Source organism: Tychonema sp. LEGE 06208 (assembly GCF_015207505.1).
Lineage (GTDB): Bacteria > Cyanobacteriota > Cyanobacteriia > Cyanobacteriales > Microcoleaceae > Microcoleus.
Genome location: NZ_JADEWT010000024.1, coordinates 15486 through 39577 on the forward strand (window position 1 = coordinate 15486; position 24092 = coordinate 39577).

At 45.1% G+C, this 24092-nt stretch carries 19 protein-coding genes; 12 read left to right on the forward strand and 7 right to left on the reverse strand.

Going from position 1 to position 24092, the window contains the following annotated elements; all coding sequences use genetic code 11:
• Positions 1 to 41: 41 nt before the first annotated feature.
• The 5 genes from IQ263_RS08855 (at position 42) to IQ263_RS08875 (ending at position 6386) form a co-directional block, all read left to right on the forward strand.
• Positions 42 to 1574: a hypothetical protein gene (locus tag IQ263_RS08855; protein WP_194067103.1), complete on the forward strand. Its 1533-nt coding sequence runs from the start codon at positions 42 to 44 to the stop codon at positions 1572 to 1574.
• 786 nt (positions 1575 to 2360) lie between these two features.
• Positions 2361 to 3104 (forward strand): hypothetical protein, encoded by a 744-nt coding sequence (locus IQ263_RS08860; protein ID WP_194067104.1) that lies wholly within the window; start codon positions 2361 to 2363, stop codon positions 3102 to 3104.
• A gap of 494 nt (positions 3105 to 3598) precedes the next feature.
• Positions 3599 to 4519: an NAD(+) kinase gene (locus IQ263_RS08865; RefSeq protein ID WP_194067105.1), complete on the forward strand. Its 921-nt coding sequence runs from the start codon at positions 3599 to 3601 to the stop codon at positions 4517 to 4519.
• 340 nt (positions 4520 to 4859) lie between these two features.
• A complete protein-coding gene (gene gap / locus IQ263_RS08870) occupies positions 4860 to 5891 on the forward strand; it encodes a type I glyceraldehyde-3-phosphate dehydrogenase (RefSeq protein ID WP_194067106.1) in 1032 nt (343 codons plus the stop codon).
• 129 nt (positions 5892 to 6020) lie between these two features.
• Positions 6021 to 6386: a DUF1823 family protein gene (locus IQ263_RS08875; protein ID WP_194067107.1), complete on the forward strand. Its 366-nt coding sequence runs from the start codon at positions 6021 to 6023 to the stop codon at positions 6384 to 6386.
• A 253-nt stretch (positions 6387 to 6639) separates the two neighbouring features.
• Here IQ263_RS08875 and IQ263_RS08880 read toward each other — a convergent pair whose 3' ends face one another.
• The 3 genes from IQ263_RS08880 to IQ263_RS08890 form a co-directional block, all read right to left on the reverse strand.
• Positions 6640 to 7356, reverse strand: coding sequence for a GUN4 domain-containing protein (locus IQ263_RS08880; RefSeq protein ID WP_194067108.1), 717 nt, complete (start codon positions 7354 to 7356; stop codon positions 6640 to 6642).
• A gap of 234 nt (positions 7357 to 7590) precedes the next feature.
• Positions 7591 to 8166: a hypothetical protein gene (locus tag IQ263_RS08885; RefSeq protein WP_194012440.1), complete on the reverse strand. Its 576-nt coding sequence runs from the start codon at positions 8164 to 8166 to the stop codon at positions 7591 to 7593.
• 280 nt (positions 8167 to 8446) lie between these two features.
• The gene (locus IQ263_RS08890) at positions 8447 to 8656 is read right to left on the reverse strand and encodes a hypothetical protein (protein WP_194012439.1); all 210 of its coding nucleotides are present in this window, start codon (positions 8654 to 8656) and stop codon (positions 8447 to 8449) included.
• 972 nt (positions 8657 to 9628) lie between these two features.
• On the opposite strand from IQ263_RS08890, the gene IQ263_RS08895 reads away from it, so the two are divergent.
• From IQ263_RS08895 to aroF, 5 genes are all read left to right on the forward strand, one after another.
• Complete coding sequence (locus IQ263_RS08895) at positions 9629 to 12274, forward strand: AAA-like domain-containing protein (RefSeq protein WP_194067109.1); 2646 nt, start codon at positions 9629 to 9631, stop codon at positions 12272 to 12274.
• A gap of 433 nt (positions 12275 to 12707) precedes the next feature.
• A complete protein-coding gene (gene ruvA, locus IQ263_RS08900) occupies positions 12708 to 13331 on the forward strand; it encodes a Holliday junction branch migration protein RuvA (RefSeq protein WP_194067110.1) in 624 nt (207 codons plus the stop codon).
• 183 nt (positions 13332 to 13514) lie between these two features.
• Positions 13515 to 13784 (forward strand): 30S ribosomal protein S15, encoded by a 270-nt coding sequence (rpsO, locus tag IQ263_RS08905; RefSeq protein WP_194012436.1) that lies wholly within the window; start codon positions 13515 to 13517, stop codon positions 13782 to 13784.
• A gap of 96 nt (positions 13785 to 13880) precedes the next feature.
• Complete coding sequence (locus IQ263_RS08910) at positions 13881 to 14354, forward strand: PAM68 family protein (protein WP_194067111.1); 474 nt, start codon at positions 13881 to 13883, stop codon at positions 14352 to 14354.
• A 421-nt stretch (positions 14355 to 14775) separates the two neighbouring features.
• Complete coding sequence (gene aroF / locus IQ263_RS08915) at positions 14776 to 15837, forward strand: 3-deoxy-7-phosphoheptulonate synthase (protein ID WP_194067112.1); 1062 nt, start codon at positions 14776 to 14778, stop codon at positions 15835 to 15837.
• 229 nt (positions 15838 to 16066) lie between these two features.
• On the opposite strand, the gene IQ263_RS08920 is transcribed toward aroF, so the two are convergent.
• On the reverse strand, positions 16067 to 18679 hold the full coding sequence (locus IQ263_RS08920) for a dynamin family protein (RefSeq protein WP_194067113.1): 2613 nt from the start codon (positions 18677 to 18679) through the stop codon (positions 16067 to 16069).
• Positions 18680 to 20112: 1433 nt separating this feature from the next.
• Here IQ263_RS08920 and acpP point away from each other — a divergent pair.
• Positions 20113 to 20373: an acyl carrier protein gene (gene acpP / locus IQ263_RS08930; protein ID WP_339384820.1), complete on the forward strand. Its 261-nt coding sequence runs from the start codon at positions 20113 to 20115 to the stop codon at positions 20371 to 20373.
• Between the two features lie 317 nt (positions 20374 to 20690).
• Complete coding sequence (locus tag IQ263_RS08935) at positions 20691 to 21152, forward strand: hypothetical protein (protein ID WP_194067114.1); 462 nt, start codon at positions 20691 to 20693, stop codon at positions 21150 to 21152.
• 377 nt (positions 21153 to 21529) lie between these two features.
• Here the strand turns inward: IQ263_RS08935 and IQ263_RS08940 are convergent, their stop codons facing one another.
• The 3 genes from IQ263_RS08940 to IQ263_RS08950 all read right to left on the reverse strand — a co-directional run bounded on the left by IQ263_RS08940 (position 21530) and on the right by IQ263_RS08950 (position 23783).
• Entirely contained in the window at positions 21530 to 22471 is a 942-nt protein-coding gene (locus IQ263_RS08940) for a GNAT family N-acetyltransferase (RefSeq protein WP_194067115.1), read from the reverse strand.
• A 480-nt stretch (positions 22472 to 22951) separates the two neighbouring features.
• Entirely contained in the window at positions 22952 to 23299 is a 348-nt protein-coding gene (locus tag IQ263_RS08945) for an antibiotic biosynthesis monooxygenase family protein (RefSeq protein ID WP_228049908.1), read from the reverse strand.
• The gene (locus IQ263_RS08950; protein ID WP_194067116.1) at positions 23244 to 23783 is read right to left on the reverse strand and encodes a GrpB family protein; all 540 of its coding nucleotides are present in this window, start codon (positions 23781 to 23783) and stop codon (positions 23244 to 23246) included. The genes IQ263_RS08945 and IQ263_RS08950 overlap by 56 nt, the downstream gene beginning before the upstream one ends.
• Between the last annotated feature and the right edge of the window lie 309 nt (positions 23784 to 24092).

Here is a 24092-nt window from a genome sequence, read left to right on the forward strand (position 1 = left end):
GCGGTAATATCTACTAATGTTTCGCCAACGGTGAAAGCTGTATGATTCGCCGCTATATTGCTATCCTGAGCACTAACATCTTAAAACTTACCTGCGCCGCCGCAGCCGCGATCGCCCTAACAGCCGGATGTTCGCAGCCCAACCCGCCCAAAAACTCCGGGGCATCTCACACCACCGAACCGGCAGCCCTAGCAGAGCTGCCAAGCTCTGTGTTGGCTCGAAACCCCAACAAAACCCAAAAATCCCTCAGCGCTGCTTCCTGCACCCAAAACGACCCATTTGCGGAGTCAATTAGCTTTGCCACCCAAGCTTCTAATTTGGCTCAATCAGCCAATTCCAAAGAAGACTGGGACGAAGTAGCAGCCCTGTGGGTGCAAGCCGTCGCTTGGATGCAAGCGGTTCCCCCCGGCAGTCCCCGGCGGGCGTTTGCCGAGAAAAAAGTCATCGAGTACACAAAAAACCTGGTGTATTCGCAACAGCAAGCGGGCCGGGCCCGATCGCAAGCCGCCAGTACAGTTAGTTTCAGCAGCGATTTGCTCAACGAACAACTAGAACTTTACCTATCCTACGTTGCGACTGTCGGGCCGCCAGATGTTTTGATTGTCGGCAGTTCCCGCGCCTTGCAAGGCGTCGATCCCAAACAGCTAAAACAATCTTTGGCGGGTAACGGGCGTCCGGGCTTAAAAATATTCAATTTTGCAATCAACGGCGCAACTGCACAAGTAGTTGACTTTCAACTGCGGCGGCTGTTGAAGCCGGATTATTTGCCTCAAATGATTGTCTGGGCCGACGGCGTGCGGGCATTTAACAGCGGCCGGGACGATCGCACTTTTAATTCAATCGTCGATTCACAAGGCAGCCAACTTTTAGCAACAGGCATTCGTCCCAAACTCCCGTCTGGTGAACCCAACGTGATTCCCCGATGTTACAAATTCCCGCAGCCCTGTGGTGGTGGTGGCGGCGGTGGCGGCGATGGTATTTTCCGCAGAGCTCAGGCAGGAGGCGGGGAAGAGGCGAGCCCCACAATCAAATTCCTCTCTGGTGGAACGGAAATCTTGCCCGTTGTCTATGATGCAGCGCAGCCGACAACAGTAGCAAGCAGACAAGTCAGCGCACCGGCAAATGCGATCGACTCCAACGGATTCATGGCCCTATCGGCGCGCTACAATCCCAACACCTATTATCAAGAACGCCCCTACGTTTCAGGTATGTACGATCGCGACTACGAAAACTTCAACCTCGGCGGAAAACAAGCAGCAGCCTTTAACTCAGTCGTAGCATTTACCAAAACGCGCAAAATCCCCCTAATTTTCGTCAATTTGCCCCTAACCGACGACTACTTAGATCCCGCGCGACTGCAGGCAGAACAGCAGTTCCGGCAGCGAATGCAGCAACTCTCGCAGCAACAAGGCTTCGCTTTCCGCGACTTGTCCCAGCGGTGGCCCGGCCGCAACGACTTTTTTTTCGATCCAAGCCACCTCAACCGTTTTGGGGCGATCGCCGTTTCTCGCCTGCTAGCATCCGATACCAGCATTATCTGGCCGCGCCCCAAATCCCGAATCAACGACGGGTGAAGGAAGAGGGAAGAGGGAAGAGGGAAGAGGGAAGATGGAAGATGGAAGGCTCTCTTGGATTCGTGGTGAAAACTGTATTTTACAGCACAAAATCTTGGCAATCTAATCGCCCAAACCCTTACCCTGAGAGATATAAGCTAGATAGATCGTTGGATGGCCAGAAGAGCCGACTAACACATTCAGGCAGGTTGAAATATAGACTATAACGGTATTATGTACCTGAGAAATCTAATTTTTATTGATGTACTCTAATTATCAAAGTGCTTCAGATAGATAAAAAGCCATTAGTAGTCTCAGTATAATTTACTGAAAAATGGGAAATACTGAGTATTGAATTGGTAGTTTTGACAGTTTGCTAACCAGTAGTTTTACAGAGGGCAATAACAAAAAAATTAAGTTACAATTTTTTCAGGTTATAACAGTGCCTCTACTCTTTTTTATAACCCACATTCGGCACGTCAATTTGTAGTATGCTAAGTAATACGACAATTGTGAGTTATTTAAAGTTTTGTTTGCGTACAAATACTTAGGTTCTTCTGTTTTTATGTTTGCAAAACTACCAACAAATGTAATAATTACATATTACATCTTGAAGTGCGGAAGGTGGGTTATAAAGTCCCAGTCGCCATCGCATCACCCTGATTTCAATTGACTGATTGCCATTGATTTTAGGAGGCTCTAAGAAATTTATGGTTAGGGATAAACCCCCATTCATTTTTTTTGAAGAGATTGAACTCGGCTATAGCTAAATTTAACTACTCACTTTTTGTTGACAGGAGAATTGAGATGAAAGACCTTCTTCGTATAATTGAAAAAAAGAATCAGGAATTTGCTCAATTGCCGTTTTTCGAGTATATGAAAGATGAAAGTGTTGAACCTCGGCAAAAACTGGCATTTGCGCCAGTGATTACCCCACTGGCATTGGAGTTTAGCGAGTTGTGCAAGCGGGTTTTGCGACAGGAGCCCACGACAAACAAGATTCAAGAAATAGTGAATCGGCACACTCATGAAGAACATTTTCATTGGCAATGGCTGCTGGAAGACATGGAGAAGATGGGCATAAATTATTCCATGCCGTTCAGCGATGTTGTACGATTCATTTGGAGCGATCACACCAAGGTATCTCGCTCCATGCTTCCTCTGTTTGAACGCTACACCTACCAAGCCGATCCGATCGTGAAGCTGGTGGCGATCGAGGTTTCTGAAGTCACAGCCAATGTTTTTTTCGGGGCAACCAATCCGGTGGCAATGCAACTGCAAGCGATGACTGGACATGAGTTCCGCTATTTTGGTATGTGTCACAATCACATTGAAAATACCCACACGCTCCATACTCCAGCCTCTTTGCAAGCCATCAGAGAAATTGAAGTGTCAGAGGAGATTCGCCAACAAGCGATGGAGTTGATTGATGTCGCCTTTGACTATTTTGCAGAACTAATCAATGAATTTTTGGTTTACAACAAAACTCATTCCTACGAAAATCCGTTTGGCAAAGCGGCTCTTTCAGATCGCTCGTTGAGCGCCGTCTAATTTATTGCCATTGGTCAGTTGTTGTAGCGATGGTAGAGGGGATAACGCTTCTCTTCTACCATCGTTTTTCATTAGTATTATGTTTGTTACAAAGTCTCTCTTGGATTGGTGGTGCAAACTGTACTGTATTGCACAGGACAAAATATTCGGAATCGAATCGCCCAATTCCTTACCATGAGGCATATAATCTATATAAAGCACCGGATAGCTAGGAGAGCCAGATGGAAGATGGGGAAATGCAGTCATAATAATATTTCTTCCCGGCTTTCTCCTTACCAGGCACATCCGGGTAACGCAGCTCCACAGGCTCTGCCTCGCAATGCTCAAAAATAGTTTAAAATCTAACCTGATGTCCAAAACCAATTTGTGCGATCGAACATTTTAAGATATTTCAATCAGCCTAAAATCTCACAATCAAAAATCCAAAATCCATAGATTGTGAGTTCACTCTAAAATCTCACAATCCAAAATCCAAAATCTAAAATAGATAGGTTGTGCAACTAAAACAAGTAATTATCGCCCACAAAGCCCGAGACATCATGAGCCAGCGGTGGGCAGAACAATGCGCCCGCCAGTTAGAAAGTCGCGGGTGTCAAGTTTTGATGGGCCCTAGCGGCGCGAAAGATAATCCGTATCCGGTGTTTTTAGCTTCTAGTAACAGTCCCATAGATTTAGCCGTGGTTCTGGGGGGCGACGGTACGGCCCTGGCTGCAGCGCGGAATTTAGCTGCTGACGGCATCCCGATTTTGGCGGTGAATGTGGGGGGACATCTGGGTTTTTTAACTGAATCTTTTGATGATTTCCAGAATACTGACGAGATTTGGGACAGACTGGCCCAAGACAGATATGCTGTGCAGAAGCGGATGATGTTGCAGGCGGCAATTTTTGAGGGAAACAGAACCAATCTCGAACCCCAGAGCGATCGATTTTTAGCACTCAATGAAATGTGCATTAAACCAGCTTCTGCCGATCGAATGCCTAGCTGTATTCTAGAAATGGAAGTTGACGGCGAAGTAGTCGATCAATACCAAGGCGACGGCTTAATTGTGGCAACTCCCACCGGTTCGACTTGCTACACCGCCTCCGCCAACGGGCCGATTATTCATCCCGGAATGGATGCGATCGCAGTTACTCCAATTTGCCCTTTAAGCTTATCGAGTCGGGCTGTAGTTTTGCCGCCCGGTTCAGTCGTCAGCATTTGGCCCTTAGCAGATTACGAACTCAGTACAAAACTCTGGACAGACGGCATTTTGGGTACTGCAATTTGGCCGGGACAGCGCGTAGATGTGCGGATGGCAGACTGCGAAGCCAAGTTTATCATTTTGCGGGAAAACTATTCTTATTACGGCACTTTGAGGGAAAAACTTCAATGGGCAGGAGCTAGAATTAAGTACAGCAATAATCACCGCAATTAATCTACATTATTAATGTAGCAAATATTTGAAGTATTAAATTTTCGTTGTTAATCGGTTTTTGCTTTGAGATAAATCTTTGATTATCACTTTCCTTTGATTGCAAAAACGCAATTGTGAAAAACAATCTGCGCCTGCTATCGTTATAGAAAATTTACAATTATGGATCGTCAGCCATCAGCCCTTAACCTGCGGTGATTTCAGGATGAATTGCACCGAAACGGAAGCCGAAGTCAGAATCCTTAAGATATAGAAAAGAATCAGTTGTCAAAACAGGCAAGCGTGGTAAATTCTAACCCACACTAGGCGATCGATTAACGATATTTTCAAGAGGAGTTTAACAATGGCTGCATTAAAAGTCGGCATCAACGGATTTGGTCGCATCGGACGGTTAGTCATGCGTGCCGGCATCAAAAACCCCAACATCGAATTCGTCGGCATTAACGACTTAGTTTCGCCAGAAAACCTGGCTTATCTTTTCAAATACGACTCTACCCACGGAATTTATGACGGCGAAGTTGAAGGTAAGCCAGACGGTATCATCGTTGACGGAAAATTTATCCCCTGTACGTCAATTAGAAATCCAGCCGAATTGCCTTGGGCTAAAACAGGTGCAGATTATGTTGTAGAATCTACGGGATTGTTTACAGATTTTGAAGGCGCATCAAAACACTTGACGGCGGGAGCAAAACGAGTAATACTTTCAGCACCGACTAAAGACCCGGAAAAAGTACCAACATATCTAGTAGGCGTCAATCACCACAAATTTGATCCGGCAAAAGATACTGTGGTTTCTAATGCTAGCTGCACTACGAATTGTTTAGCACCAATTGCCAAAGTTATTAACGATAACTTCGGTTTGGAAGAAGGTTTAATGACTACTGTTCACGCGATGACTGCTACTCAGCCTACTGTAGATGGGCCAAGCCAAAAAGATTGGCGGGGAGGACGAGGCGCGGCTCAAAATATTATTCCATCTTCGACTGGTGCGGCGAAAGCTGTTACTTTGGTATTGCCGGAATTGAAGGGAAAATTGACGGGAATGGCTTTGCGAGTCCCAACTCCTGACGTTTCTGTAGTCGATCTTACTTTTAAAACGAGTAAGGAAACTAGCTACAAAGAAATTTGCGAGGCTATGAAAAAAGCCTCGGAGGCCGAACTGAAAGGCATTCTTGGATATACTGAGGATGCGGTGGTTTCGACGGATTTTCGGGGCGACGCGCGATCGAGCATTTTTGATGCAGGTGCGGGACTTGAACTGAATTCTACGTTTTTTAAAGTCATTTCCTGGTATGACAACGAGTGGGGTTATTCTTGGCGCGCGATCGATTTGATGCTGTCGATGGCCGAGAAGGACGGTATTTTGAGTAAGTAGTATTGTATTGTGGTTCGGCGGGGCGATCGACTGCTAGCACTAATCAATGCAGGTTTTCCCGCGCTGAACCTACTATTTCGGTAGACCGCTATAGGTTAAATTGTTGTTATTTGCGATCGCACTTTAATCATGTCAGAATTACCGCCACTCAATCACGAAACTATTTGGGCTATCCTCAACGAAGAAATGGACGATGCTGCTGTTAACAGATTAGTTTGGCTGTATCTGGGCTACCGCTGCGATGCCGAGACTGGGGTGTGGAATAATGAAAATGTTGCACCGGAATGGTACCAAGATTACCCGGAACCGCCGGATTTTATCGATTCTAGGCCTGCGACGGTGAAATTGACGCGATCGACCCCTCCAGAAAACAAGCAGTTACTGAAGGAAAAATTGGGGTTTAAGGGCTATAAAATTGGGGAATTCGGGCCCAGACAGACTCGCAGGGCGACGATGGCTAATTGGTTGATGGGTTTTATGGAAGCTGGGGTGTAGATGGAACTATATTTTTTGTTGAAAAGTGCGGTAGCCAGTAGGTGTAAAATTTGCAATGTTGAATTTTGAGGCTGTCATGTAGATGCTGCAAGAGTTTGATGCCTTTGCAGCGAAAAATCGATTAGCACGATCGCCCCTATTCTCTTCACCCCTCTACCTCTGCGATCTATGCGCCCTCTACGGTTAAATCTAAAAATTCCATCTCCCCGCTAACTATCGCGGGCCGGCGATCGTCCAGCCCGCCCCAAACCCTTCACTTCACCCAAGCCCGATGACCCATCAACGCCGCAAACGGCCGCACTCCTCGCAACTGATTTGACAGCGGCAAATGACCCCTAGGCGCGCTCAAATCCCAAATAAACTCCTGCGGGTAGCGCGTCCAATTATTCCCCTTCTTCCAGCCAATTAGCGGCCACAATTTATCCCAATTCTTGCCCGAACTCATCCAAATTTCGCGCTGCACCGAAAAGCCAAATTTACCTTCGGAATGAACTTTCCACAGCACATTCATTGTTTGCAAATCCGCCACCGGCAAACTCTCAACTTGCGTAAAATACAGCCACTTTCTTTGCAAAGCTGTGGAGCCCGCCAATTCACAAAGCTTCTCTAATGTCAAGCGATCGGCTTCTTGAAATTCCTGTAGCGCCAATAATTGTTGCAGCGGAGTGTAATCAATGTTAGAGTCCGATCGCAGCGGCACAACTCCAGTCGGAAAATTTGCCTGCAAAAACTCCGTAGCTCTCGGAGAGTCAGCACTGTAAAGAATTTGGTAAGCCTTACCCATTACCGCCGTCGGTTCCTCCGACTTGCGTTCTAATAAAAATTCCATCAATACGTCCCAACCGGCATCTGCTATGTGTTGTTGCAGCAGTTGCAGTTGAGCTTTTTCCGAACCCGACCTCAACTGAGAGCGTAGTTCGGCTGTATCGGCCGCCGAGTCTAAAGGAGAAGTAGAAATCGAGTCAGTCATGGGAAACTATCAGCTATCAGCTATCAGCTATCAGCTATTAGCTGAAGCCCTGGTTTTGCTCCATTGTACAACGGTACTGACTTCGATTCACTTCTCTATACTCCGATGGTTGCTCGTACCTTAGCGCCCTAACTTTGCCCCCGGCCAAGTCGAGAGTCGGTGGCGGCAATCGCAACCGCCCTTTACCATCTGAAATTTGCGATCGATCCCGTGCAAAAAAGTTTCTTACCCAGCTTAGTCGTCCACGATCGACACCCATGCAGAGAAAGAAGGGGGAAAATAGTTGATGTCATATTCGGAATCTTCCCACTCTTTGACCCAAAGCGGTACAACGCCGGGGCTAGGAGTTGCCGCAAAGATTCGGTCTTTCGATTCGATCGAGTGAAATAGCTGTTTCAAAGTATCTCCCCGATCCAAAGCTTCGCTGAGAATGTCGTCCAAGTCGGGATCTACCCGTTTGACGCGGTTTTTGTCCTCCTCATCCAGCCACAGAAATTTCAAAGACTTGAGATCCCTCGGACTGAGAATGCTCTTGTAGTACACGCGCTTGAGGGTAGCTACGGGTTCTAACGACCGTTCGATCCGGCGAATTTGCTGAACTCGCAGGTAGTGCCATTCCGCTAAACGCTTGCGTTCCGAAGGCGCGAGAGTTCCCTTCCCGTTCGAGTGTTTGTAGTCATAGTTAATTAAACTGCAAGCCATATTTGCCAGCAGGTGAATTAACTGTTTTTCTTTGGGTGTCGCCTGACGCCTTTCCTGGGTTCTAGTCAATACCCGCTGTCTGCGGGTAGTTTCGAGAATATTTTCCATTGGATTTTTAAGATATGAAATACGATTGTGCCAGATCCGAATCCCGAACATCAGAAGGTAAGGAAGTCCCAAGGTCGGGAAACTCCACCGACAGACTCGCCTCACCTCTTTATTTTCTCATTCACCGTTCTTGGAAGCTGACTCCACCCCCCGATATTAGGTAGACTGATATTCGCGATCGACTTTTGACCGCCTCAAGCCGAGGCGGTTGCGACAACAAACACCACAACCACAACTACGATCGCAACCGCACTGCGGGCAAACCACACAATATCGCCAATTATTTCCTGCCTTTACCCGTTTTGACCTCTTCCTGGTCCCCATCCTCATTCGTTCCAGTGTAGTTGAAGTCGGGATGACTCCCGGAAACCGTCAAACTGCTGGCTGTTTTTGGTTGTGGGACGATCGCAGAAGCGCTGGCGCTACCTGCCTGGAAAAAGCCGACGCCCGCCGAGGCAATTACCCCTAATACTAAGATGCTGTTTTTCATGTTCGATGACCCTGATTTCCGTAGATTGGCACTTTTTGGCTAACCCGATCTTTCAGAAGTGGGTTGATGCAATAGCCCACTTGTCTTCTGATAAATCTACCTGCCATAATCAATTCAGACAGGCACACCCGCTTGCGATCGAAAACGCCAGAAGTGACGTGTTACTAATGTCCACGATCATCCACCAACCTGAATTTTTTGGGTAGTGGGGCTAAAGCCATCAGGGCGTCGATCCATCAGGGAGTTATGTCATCAGGGTGCTCATCTATCGGGTAGTTAATTCATCAGGGCGCATCTTCTACAATTAGCCACAGACTTAGCTTTTATAGTTGAGCGAGTGGTTGGCGGGCACTGACAATGCCTTTAAGAATTAAACTTTTTGTGGATTCATTCCAAAAAGTTTTTCCTTAAAAATCCCCGCGCTCATCGAAGTCGGGGGAGTGTCAGCAGCATGGAATTCCATGCTATCTAAGTCAACAAAAAAAACGCAGATTAACGATATCTCCCACTCAAGCAGTCCTCAGCCAAATGCTGAGGTTTTTTATTGCTACTCATTGCTGAGCATTTTTTGTCTGCATTCGCCAGACGGAGCAGAAGGCAGAAGGTTGAGGGCATTGCAGTTATGAATTTCCCTGGCAATATCATACCATCGGGTGAATTTTAAAGTATTATTGTCAAAAAATATGAACTTAATGGCGTTTTGATGTTTTCAATCCGATCGAGCCCAAAAAATAGATATAGTTATAGTTTATGTAAACCAATGTAAATAATCGGATCTCGGAGTCCGATCGCCCGCCCAACCAGATTTGAGGTCAACAGTTGCAAAGATACGGTAAAGATTGAGCAGCAGAAAGTTTAGTTAGTAGACAATAGAGAAAGAGGCACAAAAATTTTCCACAAGAGTAAGCTGGCAATAATAATTATTGCAATTTGTAACCTTTCGATCGCACAGTATAGGGGCGCAGGATCTTGATGAATTCCCAGATGACAGCATTGGTCAACTCAACCTACCAATATCAAGTCGGAGGATATTTGCCTGCCGGTGCGCCCACCTATGTCAGGCGACCCGCAGACAGCGAACTCTACGAAGGACTCAAAGCCGGACAATTCTGCTACGTGTTGAGTTCGCCACAAATGGGCAAATCCAGCCTGCTAGTGCAAACAGCCAAAAAGTTGCAAGCAGAAGGTACAGTTTTTGCCGCCATCAACTTGAAAAGCATCAGCAGCCCGGATATCTCCCTCCAAAAGTGGTACGGGGCGATCGTGCACCGCATCGCCAGCAGTTTGCACCTCACCAACAGGTTTGATGCCATCAAGTGGTGGAACGATCGCGAACTGCTGTCGCCAGCGTACCGATTAGAGATATTTATCGAAAAAGTTTTGCTCAAGTCAGTTCGGCAAAATCTGGTAATTTTCATCGATGACATTGACAGCACTAGAAACCTAAATTTCAGTACCAACGATTTTTTTGCCACGATCCGGGCTTGTTACTCCAAGCGGGCAGAACAACCCGAATACGATCGCCTGACTTTTGCAGTTTTTGGAACAGCCGCCCCGTTAGAATCGATCCGAGATTCAAACTGCAACCCTTTTAATATTGGAAGATCGATTAATTTAAGTCAATTCCAACTCGAAGAAAGTTTGCCACTAGCAAAAGGATTGGCACTCAAAGCTTTTCGTCCCCAAAAAGTGCTCCAAGAAATATTAGTTTGGACGGGCGGTCAACCGTTTTTGACTCAAAAGCTTTGCAACTTGGTACTTGAATACGGGTCTTTTATTGGCCGAAATTGCGAAGCCCAGCAAGTCAAAACAATACTCAAACATCGAATTATTAAAAATTGGGAAGAATGGGACGAACCCCTACATTTGACAACAATTCGCAAACGCATTTTCCACAGCCGCTGCGACCTCACCAAGCTGTTAACCTGCTACCAGCAAATTTTGCGATCGCCAGACCAGACAAAACCAGCAGAAGCGCCGGGATTAGCGGTAGATTACTCTGCCGAACAAATAGAATTGCAACTGTCAGGACTGGTTGTTAAAGTTCAGGGTAAATTAAGAGTTGCCAACCTAATTTATCAGTCAGTTTTCAATCAATTCTGGGTGGAAAAAGAATTAGGAAATCTGGCACCCTACCGCGAGGCGCTGGCAGCGTGGCTGGCTTCCGATCGCGAAAATGACTCGCACTTATTGACCGGAGAAAGTTTGCAGTCAGCCTTGGATTGGGCGGCGAACAAACAATTAAGCCAAGAACACTATTGGTTTTTGCATCCGGGAACTTTTCAGGAAAAACCGACCATCATTGTCCCACAAGTTGCAGACCGCAGTCCAGAAACCGATGCAGACAGCAGCATTCTCACCCCGCCCTCAGATACTGTTCAATCCGGCAGCAACGAACAGAGATTGTACGATCACATCGTCTTCTGCGTGGAAACAGAATCCCCCCCGCAGGTAATCGAGCGGTTCCGCAAGCTATTTATCGACGGTATGGGCTATCCCGATCGCTCCATTGAAGCAACTCTATACAACATAATCTCCGTCAAGCGATCGGATCGGAACTTTAAATATATTCTCCACCGCTGCTGCTACATCCCGATCAACCGCTGGCAATTGCACTCGCAGAACAAATTTGCGATCGCCAACCTAGTAGCTTTATTTCAACAGACTTCTCCCCGATTCGGGATGGAATTTTACATAGTCAAGCGCTTGCAAGAACAAATAAAATTCTTTACTAAAAGTCAAGAATTCCAGACCTTAGAGCGTTTAGTAAAAGCCGTAGAACAAGACCCGGAAGCAGAGCAAGAAAATAGTCGTTACCCCTTGGGTCAATTGATTTATCGGTATCCTTATTTGTACGGGCATTCTCTGCTGAGCAAGGACAGCGTTGAGGAAGACCAGCAAACAATCAAAAAACTAGAAATTCAAAGATTGCGAAAATTTGAAAATAATTTATCTCAATATTTGAATTATTTGGTTGAGCCGAGAAATACAGAGATCGGCATTGTGGAACGCGCGCCTAATCCGACACTTTTGAATGATTCAGAACTGCACTTGGCTGTTAGGGAATTTGTCGGAAAAGTGGCAGGCGAGCGCACCCACAAAGAATCGGCTCAGTTTTTCTTAAGAGATGCCAGACAAACTCCATCTTACAGTTCATTTAAAGTTGATTTGTATGAATATTTAATCTCGGCAGTGGAGCCAGAATACGGCGGTCGTCAATTTAATGACCGCTTGTACAGGTACATCAAAAATACATTTTCTGAAAGCGATTCGGGGAAATTAAATAATATATTGTTAGCTCGGACTTGCAACCAATTGTTCAATTTTTTAGTAGTGGAAAATTCCCAACATCTCAGTCACTACGTTTTTTACGACTTGGTATACAACCTCGGCCCCAGCCGGACAATTGCTTTAATGCTGAAAATCCTGCTGCTTTCGGGCAAAGTTAAGCCTGAGTTGGAAAAGCGATTGTCTATTTTGTTTAATCACTATGAAGGTAAAGCTTCTGATGAAATTATGTGGTTTATAAAATCATTAGAAAATTTAAATGTGGCTTTGGCGGTGAATTTTGGCAAGACGGATTTGTCGTTGGTCAAAAAGCATCTTATTTTGAATTAAAAAATAACTATAGCCTTTCTCAGAAAGATGAGATACTATGCGGGATTGGGCATTGGCCAAACAGGGCATTGGCCCGCGCAGGCCAAACAGGGCATTGGCCAAACAGGGCATTGGGCATTGGGCATAGGCCTCTGCGGGCATACCTCATATCAAATCCTCTCTTCATCGGAATGATTCAGATATATATTCTCGGACTCTGTGTACTCTGTGTTCTAGCGCCGGTTAAATCATTCCGATGCAACCGGAAACGATATCACCACGCGATCGAACCGCTATAAGTTGATACAAAAGTGTAGTATTATTCAGTAAACAAGATTGAATTAATTGGTTTTCAAGAGTTGAAATTATCTGCGTCCATGGGCGTTTATCTACCTGACATCTGCGGTTTGCCCATCAATCAAATATCTATGCAATAAGTCTAGTAAAAAACAATATGATCAGCTATCTCAAAGGCACTGTCGCCAATATCTCCAAAGGCAGCAACCGCGTCATTTTGACTCTCGAAGTCAATCAAGTTGGCTATGAAATCCAAATTTTACCCCGCGTGACGGGTCAATTGCCAGCTTCCGGCGAAATCGCCCAAATATTTACTCACCAGCAAGTTAAGGAAGACCAAATCGTATTATACGGTTTTGGTAGCGCGGCAGAACGCGATTTGTTTAGGCAGTTGACGAGTGTTAGCGGTGTTGGTGCTCAACTGGCGATCGCCCTTTTGGATACTTTAGGAATGCAAGATTTAGTCCAGGCGATCGTCGGCGGAAACACCCGCATCCTCGCCAAAACCCCCGGAGTGGGCACAAAAACCGCCGAACGCCTCGCCTTGGAACTCAAAAGCAAACTCTCGGAATGGAGACAGGAAGCAGGTTTGACAACTTCTGTCGCCGCCGGAGTCCCCGCAGCTATTCAAGAAGAAGTCGAGATGATCCTGCTGGCGATGGGATACACTGGGGCGGAAGTCTTGCAAGCCTTGCAAACCCTCAGTCAAGACAGCAATTTGTCCAACAAAGGTAATGCGGATGATTGGATACGCGAGGCGATCAGCTATTTAAGCCGATAACTAAATCAGTTGGCGACAAGCAGCCGCCACTTCGCTGTAGCGGAATTGACTTCCCCCCAAGGGGATTTAAACTCGCCCGATCGCCCGGTCAACCCTTGCCGCCAAAAAATCAACCCCCACCGTTCTCGATCTGTGATAAGATCCCAGATTGTGACATCGTACAAAAAAACATAAAATCAATTCATGCCACTTACACAACAGCGCAAACTAGAAATCATGGGCGATTACCAAACCCATGAAACTGATACCGGATCGGCAGATGTCCAAGTCGCCATGCTGACCGATCGCATCAGCAAACTCAGCGCCCACCTGAAAATCAACCAAAAAGACTTCGCCTCCCGGCGCGGTTTAATGATGATGATCGGCCGTCGCAAGCGCCTCCTAGCCTACATCCAAAAAGGAAGCGTTGAACGCTACAAAGCATTGATTGCCCGTCTAGGCATTCGCGGCTAAACATCAAAGCCAAAATTTGCGACAATATTCAAGAATCTTGGACAAAAACCAAGACCTATTGAATAAATGTTCGAGAATTCAGGTTAGAGATAAAATATGTCCTCCGAACCACCCCGCCAGCGCTTACCGTTTGAACCGGTCACAAATCGTAAAAAAACGCCTAAAAAGCCCCCAGAACCTGAAACAAATGCAGCCTTAGAGTCAAATGTTGCCGACAAGCAGCCTCCAGCTAACAAAACCAGAAAACAGGCGCAATCCATCCCAGAAGCAGTCAGCAAACGCATGATATCGCGCATAGCGGTATTTTGCGGCATACCGACCATTCTGGGAATTTCCACATTTTTTGTGAGTTATTTGATAGTCAGCAAAGGCTTGTTTGACTTGCCCAACACAGCAGTATTGCTGGTAAGCATGGGCTGTTTTGGTTTAGGCGTATTGGGATTGAGCTACGGAGTCCTCTCAGCTTCCTGGGATGAAGAAACTTCAGGAAGCACTCTGGGGTGGGAAGAATTCACTACCAATTTTGGACGGATGCGAGAAGCATGGCGCGCCGCTAAACCAAAAAGTTAAAAATCATTAGTCAGTAGTCATTAGTCATTAGTCAGCAGTCATTAGTCATCAGTCAGCAGTCATTAGTCATTAGCATTTTGTAGGGGCGGGTTTAGAAGAGGATATATGATACAAGTGACTAAAAAAATTGCAAAATCCGCCCTCTGAGTCATCAGTCATCAGTAATTTAGCTAACAGACAAAATTACCAAAATTTCAAAGGTTTTTAGTGAAAACTTCAGTTTTTTCTAGGTAAAATTGCCAGCAAAGACTTTAGTCATTACTATAAACAGGTTGTTATAATAGATTTGGGCAATTGCTAACTGAGAAATGATGACAGGTGAAAGAATCTAGATGAATGCAGAATTAAAATTACATCAGTTTTTCTTCGTGCATCCGTGTCATAATCCGTGTTGAGCGCAACAGACCAAGGGAAAAAAAATATGATTATTGTCATGAAAGTCGGCACTCCAGCAGCCGAGATCGATCGACTAGACGAAGAACTCCGCACTAACTGGGGTTTGATACCAGAAAAAATCGTTGGGCGTTACAAAGTTGTCATGGGTTTGGTAGGCGACACCGCAGAGCTCGAAGCGATGCAACTGCGCGAAATGAGCACTTGGATTGAAGAAGTGCTGCGGGTAGAAAAACCCTACAAACGCGCTTCTCTGGAATACCGCCAAGGTGAACCCAGCGGAGTCGCGATTGCTACTCCCTTGGGAACTGTGACGATCGGCTTAAATCACCCGATCGCAGTCGTAGCAGGCCCTTGCTCGGTCGAAAACGAAGAAATGATTGTCGAGACGGCGATGCGTGTCAAAGCTGCTGGCGCTCAATTTTTGCGCGGTGGAGCCTACAAACCGAGAACCTCTCCCTACGCTTTCCAAGGACACGGCGAGAGTGCTTTGGGACTGCTGGCGGCGGCGCGGGAAGCTAGCGGTTTGGGAATTATTACCGAAGTTATGGATGCGGCGGACTTAAGTGCGATCGTAGAAGTAGCCGACGTGATCCAAGTCGGAGCCCGAAATATGCAGAATTTCTCGCTGTTGAAGAAAGTCGGAGCTCAAGACAAACCAATTTTGCTGAAGCGCGGCATTTCCGCCACGATTGAAGAATGGTTGATGGCTGCCGAGTATATCATGGCTGCGGGCAATCCGAACGTGATTTTGTGCGAGCGCGGCATTCGCGGGTATGACAGGCAGTATACGCGGAATACGCTGGATTTGTCGGCGGTTCCAGTGCTGCGAACCCTGACTCACTTACCGATTATGGTTGATCCGAGTCACGGGACTGGTTGGGCGCAGTTTGTACCTTCGATGGCGTTTGCGTCGATCGCCTCTGGTACAGATTCCCTGATGATAGAAGTGCACCCGAATCCGAAAAAAGCTTTGTCTGACGGGCCGCAATCTTTAACACCGGATCAGTTCGACAACTTGATGGAAGAATTGGCGGTGATTGGTAAAGTCATGAAACGTTGGCCGCAGCCGGTGCCAGTTTTGGCGTAGAAGTATCGGTAATCAGTCACTAGGATTTAGCCTCGGCGGATCCCCCCTAACCCCCCTAAAAAAGGGGGGAATAAGAAATTGATCAAAGTCCCCCTTCTTAAGGGGGATTTAGGGGGATCTCCGGGGAATGAACAGTTTTAACCCAAGCGTATTCAGTAATCAGTAGGCGATCGCCCAAAAAACCGTAGTATCTACAAGGTACTATGGTTTTTTTGCGTTTACCCGTAACTCATTGAATTAGCCGATCGCTCTGATTTAAAATAGCCTCAATTTGATTCTGTACTTGTTCGAGTTCTCGGCGTTTTTCAGCCAGCCAAACTTTTTCGGTGTCGCATTCTGCTTGATTTTGGCGATCGCGCTTTTCCTGCTGTTCCAATAAATTCTCCCACAGCGACATTGCTTGTGCGATCGCACCGCTACTCGTCTCAACTCTTTCTTCAAATACTGCAATAATTCTTTCTTGTATTTTATCAAAAATAGACTGTGAAGATTCATTAAACTTCTCATAGCCTAACATAACGACTTTTTGCTTAATCTGCTTATGAATTCCATCAACATCTAGCATTCCCAATCCAAATGCGCCACCCCCACCAGCAGCTAAGCCACCCAAAATAACTGGAATAATACCAAGTCCTGCGAAAAACAGCAATCCCGCCGCGACGGCTCCACCAAGACCTAAACCGCCAAGAAAACCTCCAGGACCTCCAATATCTGAGTTAATTGATGAAGCGATACTGCTTCCACCGATGCCAATTCCACCCAAATTTTTTGCTATTCCTAAGTTATTGAATTGAGTAACAAGGCTAGTGCTAAGTCGCAGATCGAACTCTTGAAACTCTTGTCGGATTGCATAAAACTCTTCCTTAATTTTGAAGTCTAAAGTTTCTATTTTTTGTTTTAATATAAACTGCATTTTTTGGTCGCTCCAAACATCAATTTCTTGTGTTAATTCCCACACAAATTGTTTGGCATAATCTCGGATTAACTTGTCTTGGCTCCAAATATGATTATGCTCTGAAGTCCATTTCTTACTTTTTGTAGCCATGCGATCGTCCAATATTTTCACCCATTCGTGCCAAGATTCACGAGCTTCTTCTAAAGATTCCTCCCTCAGTTTATTAGCTAAAAGTCTAATCTTAACATCGCGACCGCTTGCTTCCGCCATTTCTTCAAAAATCTTCGCCTTATCTCCTTGAGAAAGTGTCAGCTTTCCTTCTGAAATTTCCCGCATTTGATTCAATTTATCGCAGCAAGCATTAATAATTTGCTTAATTCCGGTGGCTGATTGCCGAAGTGCGATCGCCCCCCGTTCAACTGTCAAAAACTGTTCCAGAGATTTCGTAAAATCCTGAAAAGATTTCACAAACTCATTTTCCGTCCCATCCAAAATAGCCTCAAGTGCTGATTGAGCCGAAATCAAATGAATCCGGTTTTCACCACCAATCAATTTTTCACTAACAAACTTTTCTACCCTTTGTCTTGCCTGCTTGTGGCTTCCTTCTCGACGCAGCAAATCGGCAAAATTAACTAAAACAAAAATATTCTTCGCAGGTTCATCATCTTTCCCCGGATTCAACTCTTGTTTCAAATACAACAGCAATTCCCGCTCTTTTTCTGTCAAAGCCATTTGAGCGTGAGTCAAAAAAATCACCGCATCAGTTGTTTTGAGAACCTGTTCCGTAACTAACGTGCGTTCCGCTTGTTCGTTCAATCCGGGAGTATCAATAATTTCTACACCATTGGTACACAATTCGAGATTCGGATGCTCGAAAATGATTTCTGTGATTTCTGACTTGACAGTTTCATCTCCAAAAGAACCTAAAGCAGCTTCCTCAGAAATCGAGGCTTTCTCTTGATATTGATCGGGTGAAATCTCCTCCTCGCGTCCATCTGTATATTTGCAAATCACCCGCTGCTGCGGCCCGTATTTTAAAACAGTTACCGTACCGCTACAGGGAATATCCCGCACCGGTTGAATTTCCTCCCCCAACAAAGCATTGAGCAAAGTTGATTTGCCTTTGCTGAACTCGCCGACAACAGCAACGCGAAACCGCTGAGATTGTAATTTACGAGATATCTTTGCTACTTCTTCTGTTAAATTAGGAGATAGCACGTTGCGATCGCTCCCATCTAGCAGAGTTAAGCCTAGTTTTCCACAAACAGCATCCAGTTGTTGCCGATACTCCTGAAACTTTTTCAACTCCTGATAGGACGAAACTGACTGTTTGCGATTTGTTTGCTGTTTGGGTTTTGCTGGCAAATGTTCGATAATGTGACTGGCTGCACGGACAAACAAAGAATCGAGAGATTGAAATCTTGCTGGATCGAGTAACGAATGGACTTCTGCTAAAGCTGCTGTATCCCTTATTGATTGATTGCTAAAACTCGCTTCCAAAACAGTCAAATATCGCCCGTCGATTCCGAGTCGGCTAGCGATGATTTTCAAATACTCTTTTGCTCGTTCCTCTATTGTTCCATCTGCCGCCGACATTTGATACCCAAAACTAATCAGCAGCAGTTTTTCCTCCTCAGAAAAACACGCAGTCAGCGCCAACAACACCGTCACTTTATTGTAAACTTGCCGGTCTCGCACGCCCTTAACCATCAGCATTACCAATTGGCGCAAACTGTTGTTCGCGGGGATGAGTTCCGTAAAAGTTGTCCGCAATCGCTGCGTTTCCTCAGCACTTACCGTATCATCGGCATACATGACTCCCAACAACACCGTCACCAGCCCCGCCAGAAAAAGCAGAGGCGGAGTAATATCCTCTTTTCGTAGTTTTTGCCCAGTCAGCAGCGAAACAAGCTCAACCGTTTGCGGACTAATTAACGAAGTATTCATTTGTAGCGCCTAATAATATTTCTTTTATTAAATGGATCATAATAGATCAGTTGTTCTGTGGGTTGCTACCAGGGTAAAAATTGATGATGAACTTTGTATTTCCTGCAGCGGTACAGGCTGCGATCGAGGCTGGCAAGTACGTGCAAGTGTTTACATCCGCTGGAGTGCCGATCGGCATGGCGAGAGATGCAGCCACGGGACAGTTTGCGGCCCATGCCGTTGGTGCGGTGGTCAACAACAGCCCACTATCGCCCTTAGTGTCTCCCGTGCAGCTTGTTATGGGCGGCTTGCAGATGCACCAAACGCACATGGGCTTTCAAGCCGTCCAAGCGAGTTTGGGGGTGCTGCAAGCGACTACAGCCGTCATTGGTGTGGGAGTTGCGGCTGGGGTAGCTTTGTCAGCGGTGAATTTGCACCAGACTTTGAAATTAAAAAAAGCGGTAGAAAGGCTGGAAGTTAAAGTAGAAAATGGTTTCATCAATTTAGAACAACTTGTGAAAGGCCAAGGCGCGGAAATTAAGCAATTAATTTCGGAAGTTGTTGCAGATATAAAATTTGAGAACCACCGTTTAGTTTTAGTGCGGGCTTACGGGTTATTCAATCAAGCAATTCAACGAATGCGATCGGCTTTGCAACTGCAAGATATCAACCGCCGCAATGCTGAAATTGATGCCGCGCGGGGGATGCTGTTTGAAGCTTTAGCAGATTACAGAAATCCGCATTTGTTGGCAGAAACCTGTGCGGCGGGACAGTTGCGGCGGTTAGAGTGCAGTTGGGCGATCGAGCAAAGTATTATCGGCACGTATCAGGTGCAGAATGAATTTGGTGCTGCGGGCGATCGCATTTCTCAACTTCAACAACAAATCCGTCAAGATGGCTTAACAGTAATTGCTGGCTGCGACTCAGACGGAGAACTAGATTTTCTGTTTCCAGAGATTGCGTGCATTCACGATCGCGATTTAGTTTTATTAGACACTTGGCAAAATCAGATTGACTGGATAAAATCTTTACCGCCCAGTGAATTAAAAGAGCTACAAAGTGCTGATTTTAGTAAATCAAACTTAGCTGTTATTGGGGAGAAAAATTCAGCCACCACAGCTTTAGCAATACCCGACGAACAGTTATTTTATGAAAATTTGCGCCCGAAGTCTCATTTTTATGCGCTTCGCACTCAACTGGAACTGATGCTCGATCCGCAGCGACGTGAAGAGTATGAAGGTTATATCATTGAGCAAGGGGAAAATGCGGGTCATAAAAGTTTAGTATTGTCGAACTTGGAGAAAGCATCAGATTTGGCTGTTGCTAATTTATATTACTATTTCAGAATCCGAGATGAATCGGAAGACGAATCAGAATTAGATTCTGATGAAACTACTACTGCTACTGCTACCGTTGTTGCAGAATCTTTCCCAAGCGATAAGGTTAAGCAGCAAATCTATGAAAAAGTCAAAGCGCTTGTTGCCAAGCAACTAGAAGTTGATGCAACTGACGTTACCCTCAATACTAAGTTTCCCGATGATATAGCAGATTTTAGTAGTATTTCAGGTGGTTATTTTGGACTCCACCGAGATACGCTAGAGCTAATTATGGCGATTGAGGAGGAATTCGACATTGAAATTCCCGATGAAGCTGCGGAGAACATAAAAACAGTTCAACAGGCTGTTGATTATATTTACCAAAAAGTAGCTGTTTAAAAAGCAAAGACAGTAACTAAGTTCAAATTCCTGAAACAGAAGAAAGCACTAGAAAGACTTCAAGGTTTCATGTAATACCAACTCAGCAGAGCGATCGGTGTAGGGACACGGCAATGCCGTGTCCCTACCAGGAACTCAGGCACAGCGGAAAACAAATACTGCGCGATCCCGGTAATTCTTATTACAACAATTATCAAAAAAAATGAAGATCGGTGTAGGGACACGGCAATGCCGTGTCCCTACCAGGAACTCAGGCACAGCGGAAAACAAATACTGCGCGATCCCGGTAATTCTTATTACAACAATCATCAAACAAAATGAAGTCTAAATCAGTTACGCAAATCAGCGGTCTTCCAGGTCAATTAGTCGGTGCAGTTCCACTCCGAACCAGCGGTACAGGAACTATTAAAATAGTTGGAGACACCTTACAAGGAAATTTTACTTCATTTTTTGGCTTAGAAATCAAAGAAATTGTCATTCCCATTCAAAATGTCAAAGCAGTTGAAATTGGGGAAGGCTGTACTTGGTGGCTGCTCGGACTTGGAATTTTGACCCTGGGAATCTTCTTTATTGGTATTATTTTCATTGTATTGGCTTTCGTTGTAAAACAGCGTTATATTGTTATTTATACGAGTAGCAATAATTTAATTCTGTTTTATTCAAAAAGTGATAAAATTAACCAGTTTAGAAACGAAATAATAGAAGCTTGCCGTCCTAAACCGAGCTATATTCCCCGACCTTCTCAGTCTCCACCCGCACCGCCTTCTTTGCCAAAATGATTGATAGTTAGCTAAAGTCATGAACCAATGAATTGGTATGAATACCCTTTTTGGGCTCGTGACTGTAATTCGCTCTCAAAAATTCTTGTGTCTCTTGAGAGTTGACAATTAAACCAGCCTAAATGTCAAGCCAGACAAAAACTTGATTTACTTTATTACACATCTATTCAAATTTTGAGAAAGATTGAGTTCTTGATTTAGGATAGTAAGTGAGGAAGAACCTCCTAAAAATATGATTAATATCAATTCCGGTTGCACTCCTCATGATGTTAACAGTCAACAGTCAACAGTCAACACTGAATTTACTATTCCAATGAAGAGAAGATTTGATATAACAGGTAGTAAATGTCTGTTAAACATCGCCAAAAAACCTTGAATTAGCGCCAATTGTCTAATACAAAAACCTCGGATCGATTGTAACCAGGCTCATTTGGTTTGTGCATTACTATACCTGTACTTTCTGTGCGAAAATGCCGATCGACCATTTTACCATAGGCCACATCATGGCTCGTATTCACTCCAGCCATCAGACGCAACATTTTTTCACTCGCCCCAAACGCTTCACAGACATCCAGCAACTGTTCAAATCGATCGCCTGCGCCAACACCCGATCGCACAACTCCAAATTTGACATAACATACATTAGAACCAGCTTCGCTACCCGCACCGCAATGACAAACAGCAAATCCCGCCAAACCCTTGTCATCCCACAATAAAACCGTATCGCCCAAATTTTGAGCCTCAACCGCCAAAATCTCCCGCGATAAATCCAGCCCTGCATAAATACCATCCGTCAATTCATAACATTCTTTCAGAAAGTGCGATCGCTCCTGTGAATTTAATTCAGAATATTTTATTACCGGAAAATCCCGATCCACAAACTGAATTGGTTTTGCCATAATGAAAGTCAAAAAACGCGGGTAAAACCCGAATTTATGATAAAGCCCCTGGTGTTTTGGACTGTTGGGAAAAGTAAATAACCCCGCCTGTCGCGTCCCCCATTCCGAGAATTTGCCGATCGCACATTCAATCAAACCTTGAGCAACACCTTGATTCCAGAAGTCAGGATGAACGCTCAGCGGCCCAAAAAAACCCACACTCCCCCAACAAACAGCTATATTCGAGCCCACTAGCTGTCCCTCAACCTCCGCTGCGAAAGCCGCCGTGCGATCGACTAACCATCGCGTTTGAACATAGTTCGCATCACCACCAAAATCCGTCGGTTGAGCCAATCCAATAAAAGTACCAAAAGCCAGTCGAAAAATATGTTCAGCCGCCGCCAACTCATTTTCTTGAAGTAGTCGAATAGAGATATTCATTGTGTGCGATATCCGTTAACAAAGCGAACAATCATGCAATTATACATATTAAACCTCTTGCATAAATATTTGATTTAGATGAACATCTCCCGCTCATTATTGCGGACTAAAGTCCGAATACGAACCAATCCGAAACCTGTCAATCTACCCTATAGGATATAAGCTGTTGCTCATATAGATTGTGTATGGCGATTGAGGGTCCGATGGGGATCAGGGGAGAGGGGGAGAGAATTTGACGATTTTTGATTGTCATCAAAATATACAATGTTTATTTGCACAACAGCTTAGAACCCATTTGATATATATTCTGCGTAAATCTCAGAAACCGGGTTTCTCTCTATATTTCTCGTGATCCACCCAAAACTCGTAGAAACCCGGTTTATCGCCCCTTGCGTAAATCTCATAAACCAGTTTCTCTCTATATTCCTCATCACCCAACCCAAAAACTCCAAGATATCAAATGGGTTCTATAAGTCACGATCAAATGACTTCGTAATGTTCCACTGTTGGAAAAGGATCGTAAAAGTGATGCAATAAAGAACGCCACCTTTGATAATCTGGCGATTCTCGAAATCCCACAGTATGGTCTTCCAAATTCTGCCATCGCACCAGCAGAATATAGCGATTTCTAATTTCGATACACCGTTGCAGCTCGTGCGAAATATACCCCGGCCTAGAAGAAATAATAGCTGAAGCTGTTTTGAAAGCAATTTCAAATTCAGCAGCCATATTAGGTTTAACATCAAGAATAGCAACTTCTAATATCATAGATTTAATCAGGCGATCGCCAATTTGCTGCTTTTCGATCGATTTCTTGAATAAACTCATCTTTTCCATCCATGTACCCCTGAATGTTATCCTGGTAAGTGTTTGCGAGTTTTCTTTGAAGTTCGCTGTATTGCTGCGCGTCTTCAGGATGGGAAATCAGATAATCTCGAAACGCTAAGTGGCGATATATCTGTGCTGAGTTCACTTCAAACCTGTGAATGTGGTGCGTTCTAATCCCTAGTTCATTACTTTTACGAAAAAAACGGCGGCCCGGTATCCCAAACTCACCCATTGCTTCATAACCTAAGGCCTCAAGTCCTGAACTCTGTGCATCGACTTTCATAATATCTTTGACCTCAACTAGCATATCGATAATCGGCTTTGCATAAATTTGTGGAATGGCTGTGCTACCGATGTGATGTATAGCGATCGCATTTTCGGTAAGTGCAAGTGCAATCTGTTTCGACTCAGTTTCAAAAGCGTCTCGCCAACTTGGATCGTGGGGGACGACTTCTACTTTGAAAAAATCTAGTTTTATTGACATGACTGATAATTATTTGCGACTTTTGTGATTTCAGATGAGTTGACGATCGCATTTAACCGACACTGATTTTATCATTACTCATTTACCGGCTGCGCGCCAAACTCTTAAACATACGGATAACGGGGAAAAACTGACTGTTTGGGAGCGAAATTTCAAATCGCCCGATCGCCCTTTGTGTAAAGTTGCTCTCCCGCCAGCGTCGCGACAGGGAAAGCCCGACAAAGGAGTAGGCCAATAAAGAAGAGCGCCACCTCAAGCTTTGAGCGAACCCAAATTTCTTTTCCTCCCGCTTCTTGCAACTTTGTGGCA